The organism is Flagellimonas sp., from assembly GCF_965222555.1.
Classification (GTDB): Bacteria; Bacteroidota; Bacteroidia; order Flavobacteriales; family Flavobacteriaceae; genus Flagellimonas.
The window spans coordinates 1,694,832-1,708,783 of the sequence record NZ_CBDCUG010000005.1 but is presented as its reverse complement, the minus strand read 5'-3'; the positions used below and the strand labels follow the sequence as shown (position 1 = coordinate 1,708,783).

The following is a 13,952-nucleotide window of genomic DNA, read 5'->3' as shown; positions in this document are numbered from 1 at the left end:
AGACATTTTACCAAAACAATGTCATTCCGAATGGAATGAGGAACCTCAAACCACACCCATATCATTGAGAGTAATAACTCAAGCCTCCTCCGGAGCCAATTCCACTTCCAAACCTTCAAGCTCAGGAGTAATATGCAATTGACAGCCCAATCGACTATTATCTTCTACAAAAAAGGCTTCGGCAAGCATGGCTTCCTCATCATCCGACTTTTCTGGAAGTTCGTGATCCGACTTTACATAACATTGACATGAGGCACACATGGCCATTCCCCCACAAATCCCAATGGTTCCTTCTGGAGCCAATTCATAGGAACGAACCACTTCCATCAGGTTCATGTTCATATCCGTTGGTGCATCTACTTCGTGCAATACACCATCGCGGTCGGTTATTTTTATTTTTATGTCGGACATAGTTATCTAGTGAAAATAGTGGGTTAGCTAATTAGTAATAAAGTGATTGTTACTATGCTTCATTTCATTGATTTAATAAAGGCATACAACATTTTTGAAACCTCATTGGTCTTTTCAAGTAATACTTCGATTTGTTTTTGTCGGTGTAATTCAATCTTTCTGACAGGTATAGCATTGATCTAACTTCACTGTTAGAAGCTAATGCGAAATAAAGAAATCTTTTGAAATCAGCATTGGATTGTCTCTCATAACCTTCAGCAATATTATTTGAAATTGAAACTGATGCTCTAGTAATTTGATCTCTAAAACCGAAGTCATTGGTTTTTGAGAATATCGCATATACCTCCACAGCCAAGTCTTGGGATTTTTGCCACATTTTCAAATCTTCAAAACGTTGTACCGTCATACTATTTCACTAACCAACTATCAAACTAATCTATAGATTTAACCACAGCCTTTGGCGCTTCCTTTTTACTGCCATCAAAACCTGTGACCCCGCCAACAGTGGTATATTTCATTACATATTTTTTATCCGGAAAAATGCGTTGATAAGCACTTTGGCACATCAATGTTGCTTCATGGAAACCGCATAAAATCAATTTTAATTTGCCCGGATAGGTATTTACATCCCCTATGGCATAGATTCCCGGAATATTGGTTTGATAATCCAAAGTGTTGTCCACTTTTATGGCATTTTTTTCAATTTCCAATCCCCAATCGGCAATCGGGCCCAATTTAGGGGAAAGTCCAAAAAGAGGAATAAAATTATCCACCTCCAGATCAATTTCCTCTGAATTGTCCGTTTTTCTAACAATTATCTTTTCCAGTTTATCCTCACCCTGAAGGTCGATCACCTCAGCAGGGGTAATCAAATTGATTTTCCCTTGATTTTTTAGCTGCTGCACTTTCTCCACGGAATCCAAAGCGCCCCTAAACTCGTTTCGACGATGTACAAGTGTCACTTCTGATGCTACATCGGCCAAGAAAATGGACCAATCCAAAGCAGAATCACCTCCACCAGCAATCAATACTTTTTTATCACGATAGATTTCAGGCTCTTTGATCATATAGGCCACTCCCTTGTCCTCAAACTTGGAAAGATTGTCCAACAAGGGTTTTCTAGGCTCAAAACTTCCCAACCCGCCTGCAATGGCAATTATGGGAGCATTGTGTTTTGTTCCTTTGTTTGTGGTGACCACAAAAGAGCCGTCTTCTAGCTTCTCAATTTTTTCAGCACGTTCTCCCAGGGTAAAACCAGGTTGAAATGGCTTTATCTGTTCCATCAAATTATCAACCAGTTCTCCGGCCAATACTTCTGGAAATCCTGGAATATCGTAAATGGGTTTCTTGGGATATATTTCTGCGCATTGCCCTCCGGGTTGCGGCAACGCATCGATCAAATGGCATTTTAGTTGCAATAAACCTGCCTCAAAAACGGCAAAAAGACCCGTAGGGCCTGCTCCAATAATCAGTATATCGGTTTTAATCATTCAGAATCGTATTTGGATATCTGTGCAACTTAAGATTTGTAGCGAGAAGGGTTTATGACATTTATCATGTCTAACTCACATTTATAACCTCCTCAATTTGAGGAACATACTTCTTTATAGTCATTTCAACCCCACTCTTTAGGGTCATTTGGTTGACGCTGCATCCAATACAATTTCCCTCCAGTCTCACTTTTACGGAGCTATCATTATCTATTGAAATCAACGAAATATCGCCTCCGTCACTTTGTAGAAATGGTCGTATTTCATCCAAAGCTTTTTCAACCTTGCTTTTAATCTCTTCTGATGTCATGCTCATTTCTTTTTAACGGCAGCACAACCTGCCATTGTTGTAATTTTTATCGCTTCTGTTGGTGGTAGGTCTGTATTTCTTTTTACCAGTTCCTGCACCACATTCTTGGTCAATTCTTCAAAAGCTGCTTCAATTGGTGTGGCGGTTTGCATTGCTGCGGGCCTACCTACATCTCCAGCTTCACGAATGCTCTGCACCAATGGAATCTCACCCAAAAATGGTGTATCCAAATCTTCGGCCAGGTTCTTGGCACCATCCTTCCCAAAGATATGGTATTTGTTGTTAGGGAGCTCTGCTGGTGTGAAGTAGGCCATATTTTCCACAATTCCCAGCACAGGAACGCTTATAGCTTCTTGTTGAAACATGGCAACTCCCTTTCTGGCATCGGCCAATGCAATTTCTTGAGGAGTGCTCACCACAACTGCCCCTGTTACAGGCAAGGACTGCATTATGCTCAAATGGATATCCCCAGTGCCCGGAGGTAAATCCAACAACAGAAAATCCAGTTCACCCCAATGGGCATCAAAAATCATTTGATTGAGCGCTTTGGAAGCCATAGGCCCTCTCCAAATCACTGCTTGATTGGGTTGTGTAAAAAACCCGATAGACAATAGTTTTACCCCATAATTCTCCACTGGCTTCATCTTGGACTTTCCGTTGACGTTGACCGACAATGGTTTTTCCATGGCAACATCAAACATAATGGGCATGGACGGGCCATAGATATCTGTGTCCAACAATCCCACTTTAAAGCCCATTTTTGCCAAAGTAACCGCCAAATTAGCAGTTACTGTGGATTTTCCAACACCACCTTTTCCAGAAGCTACCGCAATTATATTCTGAATTCCAGGAATAGGATTCCCTTTGATTTGATTGACCTTGGGTTTTGCAGGTGCATCAACCTTAAGGTTGACCTTTATTTTAGCCTTTTCATACACCTCTTTGTGGATAATCTTTAAAATTTCCACTTCGGTTTTCTTTTTGGCCTGAAGGCTTGGGTTTTTTATGGTCACATCTACCTCAACTTCATCTCCAAATACCTGTACATTGGTCACCGCACCACTCTCCACTAAATTCTGTCCCTCTCCCGGAGCGGATATGTTTTCCAATGCCTTGAGAATATCTGCTTTGTTCAGCTTCATCAATCCTGTTTTTGTTTGCAGTCGTTTAAACTTATTCTAAATTACAAAGATACGGCTTGGTGGTTATATTAAGAAGTTTGGGTATTGAAAATGAAGATGGTGGAATAGGTTGGGATGATAGTTGGATTTTTCGATTGCTGGATTGTTGGAGTTTTGGTTAAATAGTGGGATAGTGAATTAGTGGAAAGGGTCAAAGGGGAAGGGGAAAGGAAAGTGCTAAGTGAGAAGTTGGAGGTGCGAAGTACGGAGTTAGATGATTGGGTTTTTCGATTGTTGGATTGCTGGATTGCTGGAATCTTGGTTAAATAGTGGGATAGTGAATTAGTGAAAAGGTTAAAGGGTGAAAGGAGGTCAATGTTAAGTGGACAGTTGTAAGTTTTTAGTTGATGGCGGGATAGTGGGATAGTGGAACAGTGAATTAGTGGAAAGGGTCAAAGGGAAAAGGCGAAGGGTAAAGGAAGTTGGATGATTGGATTTCTGGATTGTTCGATTGTTGGTGTTTGGAGTTTGGATTTTTAGTTGATGGTAGGTTAGTGGAACAGTGAGTTAGTGAAACAGTGAGTTAGTGAAACAGTGGGTTAGTGAAACCGTGAGTTAGTGAAAAGGTGTAGGGTGAAGGGATAAAGGTTAAGGGGGAAGTTGGAGGTACGAAGTACGAGGTTGGATTTTTGGATGGTTAGATTGTTGGTGTTTGGGATTTGGTATTTAGGATTTGGTAGACACGAATTACTCTAATTGTACGGATTCTGTCAACCGTCAACTGATAACTGATAACTGATAACTGATAATTGATAATTGATAATTGATAATTGAACATTGTAAGACTCAAAACAATTCCTTGCCCGGATCCCAAAAGTGCTTTTTAAAATCTACAATTTGATTGTCCTTTACTTCTATTCCCTCATTTTCCAAAAGTTGTTGCATTAAACTGGTGCCGTCAAAATGATGTTTCCCGGTAAGTACGCCAATTCTATTTACCACCCTGTGGGCCGGCACATCTTTTGCCGCAGAATTGTTCATGGCCCAACCTACCATTCTGGCACTACGTGCCGCACCCAAATATTTGGCAATGGCACCATAAGAAGTCACTTTCCCGTAAGGAATCTGTTTGGCCACTTCATAGACCTTATCGAAAAAGTTTTTCTCTTCCATGTTATTTGTAAAAAATACGAATCAAGGTAATCACCAACAACACCAACATTAAGGCACTTAAAATATAATTGGAATTTTTGGAGAATCGGTTGGTCTTGGTCTCCAATTTATTGAAGTAAAATGTGTAGAGGTATAACACTGAAAATGTTCCAGCTCCGGCCGCCAAAACAAAGGTGGTAATGTCCCAAGCCTCAAACTTGATCCAACCTGCCTCGTTCCACATGGCATTCAACCCACTGTAGTAGGGAATGGTGAGCAAGTTGAGTGCGGCCAGCAACACGCCTTTAAAAAAACTATTCTTTTTGCTTACCCCAACTTCCTGAAGGTTCTGGGTTTTATTTCGTTTGGCCACAACAAAAAAGTAAACGGCGAAAAAAGCAAAAACCACCAGGGCAATCTTCAATAAAATGTCTATAACCTCTGGGTTCCTGTACAAAAACTTGGAAATAAGGACAGCGATATACGCTTGCACCATAATCATTGATGATACCCCCAAGCTAAAAATCACTCCGTTCAGCTTTCCTTTTTCAACGCTGGTTTTGGCAGCGTTCATATTTAATAAACCCGGGGGGACCGTTGCCATAAATGCAGCCGAAAATGTAGCAAAGAAAAGAATGAGTATATGCGTCATTGGCTAGTTTATCCTAAACTGGATGTAGGTAATTGGTTTTCCCTTGTCAAGATACTGATTTTCATAAAAAGTCTGGATTTCCAAAACTTCCGCCGGACTTCCTGCATTTTTGTAGACATCATGATTGGAATATAAAATTTCATGCCCTTGTCCCTGTAAAAGCCCCAGAGTGTACCCGTGCATAAACTCACTATCAGTTTTTAGGTGCACCACTCCTTTTGGCTTAAGAATTTGTTGGTATTTCTTTAGAAATACAGGATTGGTCATCCGATGTTTGGTCCGTTTGTATTTAATCTGCGGGTCTGGGAAGGTAATCCAGATTTCATCGACTTCATTTTCAGCAAAAAGAAGGTCGACCAATTCAATCTGCGTTCGTAAAAAAGCTACATTCTCCAGATTCTCCTCTTGTGCCGATTTGGCTCCACGCCAAAATCGTGCCCCCTTGATATCAATTCCAATATAGTTTTTATCTGGATTTCGCTGCGCAAGTCCAACGGTGTACTCGCCCTTACCACAGCCCAGTTCCAAAACTATGGGGTGGTCATTCTTAAAAAAATCGTTCCATTTTCCCTTGAGTTGAAATCCTTCTAGAATTTCTTCTCGTTTTGGCTGGATCACATTGGAAAATGTCTCATTCTCCTTAAATCGTTTTAGTTTGTTCTTACTTCCCACTTAAGCTGTTTGAGTTGCGCAAAAATTAATGTTTTGGCAAAACTAAGGAAATCCAAAAGCAATCTTGATATTGAATCTATGAAGAACTATTTGCTACTTTCTCTAAGGTAAATGAAAATTCGGAACCCACGCCTTCCTCGCTTTCCACATAAATTTTCTCACCATGGGCCTCTATGATGTGCTTTACAATGGATAATCCCAGTCCTGAACCTCCTTCATTGCGGCTTCCACTCTGATCTACCCGATAAAATCGTTCAAAAAGTCTGGGGATATGTTGTTTGGGAATTCCGTAACCATTGTCCGTAACCCTAATTATTACTTTGTTCTTGATCAGGTTTTCCACACTTACCTCTGTGGTTCCATTGGCATGCCCATATTTTATTGAGTTTACCAAAAGGTTACTTACCACTTGTTGAATTTTTTCCCTGTCGGCATTGACAAAAACGGGTTTGTATTCCATATCGAAGGTGAGCATGATATCCTTTTGTGCTGCCTTCATTTCCAGTAAATCAAATACATTCTGAATCAATTCCAGAATATCAAATTCCTCCCGTTCCAGTTTTAGTTCCCCAACTTCGAGTTTTGTGATCAAATCGAGGTCTTTTACAATATAAATCAGCCGCTCTACCCCTTTGTTGGCCCTATTCAAGTACTTTTCCCGAATCTTCTTGTCGTTCATTGCACCATCTAACAAGGTAAGAATATAGCCTTGTACGGTAAATAGCGGTGTTTTGAGCTCATGGGACACATTTCCCAAAAAGTCTTTCCGGTATTCTTCCTGAATTTTTAGAGTATCGATCTCAATTTTCTTCCCCTGGGCAAATTTTTCAATTTCCCTGGTCAAGGTTTTCATATCCGTGGTCACCGCCCTTGATGAGAATGATGAGGATTCCAAAAGCGAAACATCGTCATATATTTTTTTGACCCGTCTGTAGATAAAGCGCTCAACCCGTATTTGGATTATGGTAAAGGACACTCCCAAACAAACCAATGCAAATAGAATGATAAAAACCCAGTCTATCTGATTTTTATAAACTTGGAAAGCTACAAATAATGCGGTAAGACATCCTGTTATGGAGAGCGATGACCAAAAGGCAAACTTATAGGATTTCCTTAGCTGAATGGCCATTACAAGACAAACTTATACCCTACGCCCTTAACAGTTTTAAAATGGTGATCTCCTATTTTTTCGCGTAATTTTCTAATATGCACATCAATGGTCCTGCCACCAACTACAACCTCATTCCCCCATACTTTATCCAGAATCACCTCTCTTTTGAACACCTTGTTGGGTTTTGAGGTCAATAAGGACAAAAGCTCAAATTCTTTTCTGGGGAGCACTATTTCTTCTCCATCGTTAACAATTTTGTATTCCTCCCTATTGATTACAATATTGCCCACCTTAACAATATCCTCTGCTTCTGCTTTTTCTTCTTTCAACCTTCTAAGCAAAGCTTTTACCTTGCTAACCAACACTTTGGGTTTTATGGGTTTGGTAATATAGTCATCCGCTCCAGCATCAAACCCGGCTACTTGTGAATAATCTTCACCGCGCGCGGTCAGGAAAGTAATGATGGTGTTCTCAAGACCAGGTGTGCTCCTGATAATTTCACAGGCCTCTATCCCATCCATTTCCGGCATCATTACATCCAAAATGATCAGGTGCGGATTTTTCTTTTTAGCCTTTGCAACGCCTTCGGCACCATTTTTTGCCGTAAAAACCTCATAGCCTTCAGCAGAAAGGTTATAGCTTACAATTTCCAGAATATCAGGCTCATCATCAACAAGTAAAATCTTAATATCCTTAGTTTTCATTGGATGGTATTTAATGCATTAAATCGCCCAAATGTAAAGATAATACTATAACAATATTAATGCTTAACATTCATTTAATGTCATAACATTATTGTAACAGTTCCTCAATAAATACTTAACTCGCCCGTAACATCGCTTTTACAACCCGTCGCGTTCTTTGCGCCAAATTATGTATAAGCTATAATGAAGTATATTTTATTGATTTTCACGCTGTTTGTAGGATTACAAGGGAGCGCACAAGACACCACGGGAAGCATCGTGGGCAAAATGACCGATAAAGAGTTAAATGATGAGCCCCTGGCCTTTGCAAATGTTCTTATAAAGGGCACAACACAAGGGACAACCTCAGATTTTGATGGACTTTATGAAATTTCAGGGGTTGAGCCGGGAGTTTATACGGTTGTGTTCAGTTATTTAGGTTATGAGACCATAGAAATTCCCAATGTAGAGGTTGTTGCTGATAAGGTAACAAGTATTGACGTGCCTATGCGGGCTTCCTCAGGTTTTGAGCTGGATGAGGTTGTTGTAACCACAGTTTCACGAAAAGATTCCGAGGCCGCACTGCTTCTTGACCAAAAAAAGGCCACAGAGATCAAAACATCAATAGGTGCACAGGAATTGGCCAGAAAAGGAGTAAGTGATGTTGCCGCGGCCGTTACCAAAACTACGGGTATTTCAAAACAGGAAGGCTCTGGAAGTATTTTTGTGCGTGGACTGGGCGATCGTTACAATATAACTACCATGAACGGGCTGCCACTGCCTTCCAACAATCCATCCATGAAGAACATAGACCTAAATATTTTTTCAACAGATATTGTGGAGTCCATAGGAATTGACAAAACCTATGTGGTTCGCAATTATGGGGATTTCGCTGGAGCCAATATAGATATCGTTTCAAAAGATTATAAGGGAGAGGGATTTCTTTCGGTAGGTCTTGGAACTGGAATAAATTCCGAAGCAACATCCGTAGATCAGTTCTATTTAAATGATGGTCCAAACAAATCTGGATTCTACGATATCATCTATCCTGCTTCTCCACTGAGCAACTATAATTTTACAACCAGCTGGGACAGGACCGAGGCTTCTTCACCCATAAATCTTGATATATCGTTGAGAGCAGGTGATTCTTTTCAGCTTGGTGAAAATGGGCGATTGAGCATTTTTGGAGTTGCTTCCCATTCCAATGATTACAATTACAACGAAGGTGTTACCAGAGGTAGTGTCAATGTTTCTGGACTTGCCAGAAGAGACTATACCTATAACACCTTTAAATACAATACCAACACTACTCTTTTAGGAAATATAGGTTATAGGACACCCGAGCACAAACTTCTTTACAACGCTTTGATGGTAAATACAACCACCCAACAGCAGCAAGAATACTTTGGTATTGTAGATGTCTTTGATTATGCCCCAGAAGGTGGCGCTTTTGTGCAAAGAGCACTTTTTGACCGAACTGTTTTAGTGGTACACCAGCTTTTGGGTGAACACTCACTTTCAGATAATCTTGAAGTAAACTGGGGCGGAGCATACAATTTTGTTGAAAATGATGTTCCCAATAGAAGACAAATTGTTCTTACACCAGACGATTGGGATGTACCCGAAGGTCCAAAATCCTTCCAAGAAACCTTGAACTCTTCTGACAACCATCGTTTTTATCAAAATTTAGAAGAGGAAGAGGTAGCGGCGAACATGGCGGCCACCTATAAATTTAAGGAAGATGCTGAAGAGGGAACTTTTGGGGGAAAATTGACTTTGGGGTATAGCGGAAAATTCAAGACCGTTGATTTTGAAGCCATACAGTTCAACTTCAATATCACCCAAAGAAATCCCGATAATTCCATAGTGGACCAACCTATTGTTGACGACATTTACAATGTAGATGCCTATTTCAATCAAGAAAATTTGAATGCAGGTCTTTTCAGCATTGCAACTTTTAGGGGTGGATTGGGCACTCCAAATGTTTTGGATCCCCAAACCTATGATGGCACACAAGACATCCATGCAGGTTTTTTAAATCTGGAATATGCCTTCAATCCTAAATTTACCATTACTGCAGGTTTGCGCGGAGAGCAGATAAATCAGACTATTGAATGGAGCACATCATTAGACCCTACTGGGGATAAAAGTGAATTTGACACTTTTGAAATTTTACCCTCCCTTTCCATAAAATATGCCCTTAACGAGAAGCAAAACCTAAGGTTTGCAGCCAGTAAGACCTATACCCTGCCCCAGTTTAAGGAAAGAGCCCTGTTCCAGTTTGAAGAGGTAACACAGGTATATTTTGGAAACCCATCCCTTTATGCGTCCACCGATTACAATGTGGATGTAAAGTGGGAGCTTTTTCCTAAATCCACAGAACTTGTATCCTTGGGTCTTTTTGGAAAACTAATCCAAGACCCCATCAACAGTGTAACCGTAAACTCGGCCACAAATGATATCAGTTATGTTAACTCTGGTGATCAGGCCACAGCTTTAGGAGCAGAATTTGAGTTAAGGAAAAGCATTTTTGAAAGGGAGACAGAGTTGGAAGATTACTTTGCAAAAGAAAATCTGACGTTGGGTTTCAACATGTCCTACATGACCTCGGACCAAGATTTGGATGCTGAAAAAGTAGTAACTGAAACCACCGAAGCAGGTATTTTGCCATTAAGTGTAGATTTTTCCAATGATAGTGATAGAATTTCCGGAGCTTCTGACTTGCTGCTTAATGGAGATTTAAGTTACTATAAAGAATTCAAAAAAGACAAAAACATCTTGGTCACTCTGGCCTACAACTATTTCTCGGACCGAATCTACGCACTAGGGACTGAAGGAAAAGGCAACTTGGTCGATAAAGGTTTTGGCACACTCGATTTTGTTGCTAGAGCCAACCTCAACAAGCATATTGGGTTATCATTGACAGCCAAAAATTTGTTGAATCCAGAGATAGAACGTTTTCAGGAAACGCAAGATGTAACTGTGCTATCCTACCAGAAAGGACAAAACATAAAACTATCCCTCACGTATAACTTTTAATTAAAGTTAAGATCACTGAAATGTAACTATTTGGACAAGTCTAAGTTACACACCAGCAATATTTTAGCCTCAAATTAATTTATATAAACTTAAAAAAAATGAGAAAAAAGACAGCATTGATTATGCTTGTATTGACTACAGTTACATGGATTAGTTCTTGTAGCAGTGATGACAACAGCCCACCAATGGTGGACACCTGTTCCAATGGTAAACAGGATGGCGATGAGACAGGAGTAGACTGTGGTGGTTCTTGTGACCCATGCAAAACCAGCAATCTTCTTGCAGGAGAAATCACGGAAGACGTAACATTGGATGCTACTATAGAATACGAACTCACTGGAGCTTATATTGTTAAAGATGGCGGTAAGCTGACCATTCCTGCTGGAACTGTGATTAAAGCATCTGGTGGAACCAGCGCCTATATTGCTGTCGCTCAGGGAGGACAGATTTTTGTAAATGGAACAGCGGATAATCCTGTTGTTATGACCTCGGCCAAAGCAAATCCTGCGCCCAAGGATTGGGGCGGTCTTGTTATCTGTGGAAAAGCCCCTACCAATGTTGGAGCAACTGCCACTTCGGAGGTTGCCGATCTTACATACGGAGGTACAGAAGCAGGCGATAATTCAGGAAGCATTCAATACCTACGAGTTGAGTATACCGGAGCTACTTTTAATGGAACCAAGGAATTTAATGGAGTTTCCTTATTTGGTGTTGGTTCAGGAACCACTTTTAGATATGTGCAGTCTTATAATGGTGGTGACGATGGTATAGAATTCTTCGGAGGTACTGTTAATGGTGAATTCTTGGTGTCATTGAACAGTGGTGACGATTCCATTGACTTTGCAGATGGATGGGCTGGAACAGGTTCCAACTGGTATATTGCTGGTGGTCAAAAGGCTGGAATTGAAGGTTCCAATAATGGAGATAATGGCGATGCATCCCCTGTAACCAATGTAACATTGGAAAACATCACTGTTGTTGGTCCTGTTGGTGAAGGCGCACTCTTCTATAAAGAAGGTGGCGGAGATTTTACAATCGATAATTTCTTTATCAGCGATGTAGATCTTGGCGTTAAAGTAAAAGATGGAGACACTGAAGCAGCTGTGCGTTTAGAAGCGGACAAATTGGTGATGACCAATGTGCAGTTTGTAGATGTTGAATCTGAATTTGCTTACACAGATTATACCGGAACGAATACTGATTTTATCCAAGAAGGCAGTGCCACTGGAGCTGGAAATGGTGCAGCTGCACCGGATTGGGCTTCTGGTTGGACCGTGGGCCTTGACAACAGTGGATCCCAAAAAGGTGAAGCATTGAGCGGAGAGGTTACCGGAGAGGTAACTTTGGATGCTTCTATCGCATATGAATTGACCAGTTCCTACATCGTTAAGGATGGCGGTAAGTTAACCATCCCAGCAGGTACTGTAATCAAAGCTACTGGAGGAACAAGTTCCTATATTGCTGTAGCCCAAGGAGGACAGATTTTTGTGAACGGAACATCAGACAATCCTGTTGTTATGACTTCAGGTAAGGCCATTCCAGCCCCTAAGGATTGGGGAGGTTTGGTAATCTGCGGAAAAGCACCAACAAATGTTGGAGAAACGGCAACTTCCGAAGTAGCTGACCTTACTTATGGCGGTACAGCTGCAGATGATAATTCTGGTTCCATTCAATATCTTAGGGTGGAATATACCGGTGCTACATTCAACAACACCAAAGAGTTTAACGGAGTATCCCTATTTGGTGTAGGTTCAGGTACTACTTTTGAATACGTTCAATCCTATAATGGAGGAGATGACGGTATTGAGTTCTTTGGCGGTACGGTAAGTGGCAAATATTTGGTGTCCATTGGAAGTGGTGATGACTCTATCGATTTTGCTGACGGATGGACAGGAAATGGAGATTACTGGTATATTGCTGGAGGTGCCAAAGCGGGAATCGAAGGTTCCAACAATGGTGACAATGGTGATGCCACTCCCGTAACTACCACAACCTTGAGCAACATTTCTGTTGTTGGCCCAGTAGGAGAAGGAGCCCTTTACTTTAAAGAAGGTGGTGGCAACTTTACAATCACTAATTTTTACACTAGTGGTGTTGACCTTGGTGTTAAAGTAAAAGATTCTGATACTGAAGCTGGTGTGCGGCTCGAAGCAGATGCGCTATCGATTAACCCAATGCAGTTTGATAGTCCTGCTGATGGATTTGAACAAACTGATTATACAGGCGCAAACCAGGATTTTATTACCGTTGGAGACAATACCGGTGCTGGTAACGGTGCTGCCAAGCCTGATTGGGCAAATGGCTGGACAACTGGGTTCTAAGTTTGTGAAAACCAAATTTTAATACTAAAAGCCCTGCATTGCAGGGCTTTTTTCTGCACTTCATCGAAAAGTGTGGGTTTTTTCCGTAACCAAATTCAAATCGGCCCTCAATTTATTTATATTTGTGGCATAGCCTTTGTAACCAATACTTTATGAAGCACTTTTACCTCGTCTTATTCTTTTTTGTTTGTTCACTTGGATTCTCTCAAGATTCACAAGCAAGCGCAGATATTAACGGGTTTAAGCTGTATCCTAATCCAGTTACGTATGGAAAGGTTTATATAGAAACCACCAAAAATGCCCCAAAACAGATACTTATTTTTGATGTACTGGGTACGCAAGTACTAAAAACCACCATTTTGGGCAAAGAACTGAATCTTTCCAATCTGGATAAGGGAGTTTATATCCTCAGAGTGGTTGAAAACAATAAGGTTGCCACAAGAAAACTTATTGTTAAGTAACTTACATTGCAGCTTAATTCTTACGGCTAAAACATCAGTTTTTCAAGCTTCACCTACATAATTCTTTGTTTCACAACATTTTATAGCCCTTTTTAATGGGTTTACATACTTTTATATTGCTAATTACCCCCAAATCAGCATTTATGAAGAAAATCTACTTTGTTCTCATTATGGCTTTACCTTTATTTTCTTTTGGTCAAGAATTGGTCAGTGTAAATACTGAACAAGTACAAGAATTACAGGGTTTTAAAATGTACCCTAATCCCGTCTATGGCGAGGAAGTATATGTTACAACCGCTACCAATGGAATTAAAGAGATTAAAATTTACGACGTTTTTGGAGAGGTTGTGCTCACGGACAAAATTTCAACCAATACCCTAAACATATCCAGATTGGTTCCTGGGGTGTACGTGCTCCAAGTAACGGAACAGAAAAAAACAATGACCCGTAAACTGGTCATAAAATAAAAAAATGATTCTTTAAAAAAGGCCCTTCAATTGAAGGGCCTTTTTATTTTGGGTACTTTTGT

General features: G+C 40.5%; 14 protein-coding genes. 4 read left to right on the top strand and 10 right to left on the bottom strand.

Going from position 1 to position 13,952, the window contains the following annotated elements; genetic code table 11:
* Positions 1 to 78: 78 nt before the first annotated feature.
* The 10 genes from ACOQO1_RS16115 to ACOQO1_RS16070 all read right to left on the bottom strand — a co-directional run bounded on the left by ACOQO1_RS16115 (position 79) and on the right by ACOQO1_RS16070 (position 7,623).
* Positions 79 to 411, bottom strand: coding sequence for a ferredoxin (locus ACOQO1_RS16115; RefSeq protein WP_420603911.1), 333 nt, complete (start codon positions 409 to 411; stop codon positions 79 to 81).
* 64 nt (positions 412 to 475) lie between these two features.
* The gene (locus ACOQO1_RS16110; protein ID WP_420604341.1) at positions 476 to 787 is read right to left on the bottom strand and encodes a four helix bundle protein; all 312 of its coding nucleotides are present in this window, start codon (positions 785 to 787) and stop codon (positions 476 to 478) included.
* A gap of 55 nt (positions 788 to 842) precedes the next feature.
* The gene (locus ACOQO1_RS16105; RefSeq protein WP_420603910.1) at positions 843 to 1,901 is read right to left on the bottom strand and encodes an NAD(P)/FAD-dependent oxidoreductase; all 1,059 of its coding nucleotides are present in this window, start codon (positions 1,899 to 1,901) and stop codon (positions 843 to 845) included.
* A gap of 70 nt (positions 1,902 to 1,971) precedes the next feature.
* Positions 1,972 to 2,211, bottom strand: coding sequence for a NifU family protein (locus ACOQO1_RS16100; protein ID WP_420603909.1), 240 nt, complete (start codon positions 2,209 to 2,211; stop codon positions 1,972 to 1,974).
* A gap of 2 nt (positions 2,212 to 2,213) precedes the next feature.
* On the bottom strand, positions 2,214 to 3,353 hold the full coding sequence (locus tag ACOQO1_RS16095) for a P-loop NTPase (protein WP_420603908.1): 1,140 nt from the start codon (positions 3,351 to 3,353) through the stop codon (positions 2,214 to 2,216).
* An 825-nt stretch (positions 3,354 to 4,178) separates the two neighbouring features.
* Positions 4,179 to 4,505 (bottom strand): MGMT family protein, encoded by a 327-nt coding sequence (locus ACOQO1_RS16090; RefSeq protein ID WP_420603907.1) that lies wholly within the window; start codon positions 4,503 to 4,505, stop codon positions 4,179 to 4,181.
* A 1-nt stretch (position 4,506) separates the two neighbouring features.
* Complete coding sequence (locus ACOQO1_RS16085) at positions 4,507 to 5,136, bottom strand: LysE family transporter (RefSeq protein WP_420603906.1); 630 nt, start codon at positions 5,134 to 5,136, stop codon at positions 4,507 to 4,509.
* Positions 5,137 to 5,139: 3 nt separating this feature from the next.
* Positions 5,140 to 5,808, bottom strand: coding sequence for a tRNA (guanosine(46)-N7)-methyltransferase TrmB (gene trmB, locus ACOQO1_RS16080; protein WP_420603905.1), 669 nt, complete (start codon positions 5,806 to 5,808; stop codon positions 5,140 to 5,142).
* Between the two features lie 76 nt (positions 5,809 to 5,884).
* Positions 5,885 to 6,937, bottom strand: a complete 1,053-nt coding sequence (locus ACOQO1_RS16075) for a sensor histidine kinase (RefSeq protein WP_420603904.1) — start codon at positions 6,935 to 6,937, stop codon at positions 5,885 to 5,887.
* Entirely contained in the window at positions 6,937 to 7,623 is a 687-nt protein-coding gene (locus ACOQO1_RS16070; RefSeq protein ID WP_420603903.1) for a response regulator transcription factor, read from the bottom strand. Before ACOQO1_RS16070 ends, ACOQO1_RS16075 begins: the two co-directional genes overlap by 1 nt.
* A gap of 183 nt (positions 7,624 to 7,806) precedes the next feature.
* Here ACOQO1_RS16070 and ACOQO1_RS16065 point away from each other — a divergent pair, with 183 nt between their 5' ends.
* The 4 genes from ACOQO1_RS16065 (at position 7,807) to ACOQO1_RS16050 (ending at position 13,890) form a co-directional block, all read left to right on the top strand.
* A complete protein-coding gene (locus tag ACOQO1_RS16065; protein ID WP_420603902.1) occupies positions 7,807 to 10,641 on the top strand; it encodes a TonB-dependent receptor domain-containing protein in 2,835 nt (944 codons plus the stop codon).
* A gap of 98 nt (positions 10,642 to 10,739) precedes the next feature.
* The gene (locus ACOQO1_RS16060) at positions 10,740 to 12,962 is read left to right on the top strand and encodes a hypothetical protein (RefSeq protein ID WP_420603901.1); all 2,223 of its coding nucleotides are present in this window, start codon (positions 10,740 to 10,742) and stop codon (positions 12,960 to 12,962) included.
* 152 nt (positions 12,963 to 13,114) lie between these two features.
* Positions 13,115 to 13,423 (top strand): T9SS type A sorting domain-containing protein, encoded by a 309-nt coding sequence (locus tag ACOQO1_RS16055; RefSeq protein ID WP_420603900.1) that lies wholly within the window; start codon positions 13,115 to 13,117, stop codon positions 13,421 to 13,423.
* A 143-nt stretch (positions 13,424 to 13,566) separates the two neighbouring features.
* Positions 13,567 to 13,890: a T9SS type A sorting domain-containing protein gene (locus ACOQO1_RS16050; protein ID WP_420603899.1), complete on the top strand. Its 324-nt coding sequence runs from the start codon at positions 13,567 to 13,569 to the stop codon at positions 13,888 to 13,890.
* Positions 13,891 to 13,952: the final 62 nt, after the last annotated feature.

Bases quoted from the DNA above. Each gene is read 5' to 3' on its own strand.
- ACOQO1_RS16110 (WP_420604341.1), bottom strand. From the start codon at position 787: ATGTGGCAAAAATCCCAAGACTTGGCTGTGGAGGTATATGCGATATTC.
- ACOQO1_RS16115 (WP_420603911.1), bottom strand. From the start codon at position 411: ATGTCCGACATAAAAATAAAAATAACCGACCGCGATGGTGTATTGCAC.
- ACOQO1_RS16095 (WP_420603908.1), bottom strand. From the start codon at position 3,353: ATGAAGCTGAACAAAGCAGATATTCTCAAGGCATTGGAAAACATATCC.
- ACOQO1_RS16105 (WP_420603910.1), bottom strand. From the start codon at position 1,901: ATGATTAAAACCGATATACTGATTATTGGAGCAGGCCCTACGGGTCTT.
- ACOQO1_RS16050 (WP_420603899.1), top strand. From the start codon at position 13,567: ATGAAGAAAATCTACTTTGTTCTCATTATGGCTTTACCTTTATTTTCT.
- ACOQO1_RS16090 (WP_420603907.1), bottom strand. From the start codon at position 4,505: ATGGAAGAGAAAAACTTTTTCGATAAGGTCTATGAAGTGGCCAAACAG.
- ACOQO1_RS16070 (WP_420603903.1), bottom strand. From the start codon at position 7,623: ATGAAAACTAAGGATATTAAGATTTTACTTGTTGATGATGAGCCTGAT.
- ACOQO1_RS16055 (WP_420603900.1), top strand. From the start codon at position 13,115: ATGAAGCACTTTTACCTCGTCTTATTCTTTTTTGTTTGTTCACTTGGA.
- ACOQO1_RS16065 (WP_420603902.1), top strand. From the start codon at position 7,807: ATGAAGTATATTTTATTGATTTTCACGCTGTTTGTAGGATTACAAGGG.
- ACOQO1_RS16075 (WP_420603904.1), bottom strand. From the start codon at position 6,937: ATGGCCATTCAGCTAAGGAAATCCTATAAGTTTGCCTTTTGGTCATCG.
- ACOQO1_RS16100 (WP_420603909.1), bottom strand. From the start codon at position 2,211: ATGACATCAGAAGAGATTAAAAGCAAGGTTGAAAAAGCTTTGGATGAA.
- ACOQO1_RS16085 (WP_420603906.1), bottom strand. From the start codon at position 5,136: ATGACGCATATACTCATTCTTTTCTTTGCTACATTTTCGGCTGCATTT.
- ACOQO1_RS16060 (WP_420603901.1), top strand. From the start codon at position 10,740: ATGAGAAAAAAGACAGCATTGATTATGCTTGTATTGACTACAGTTACA.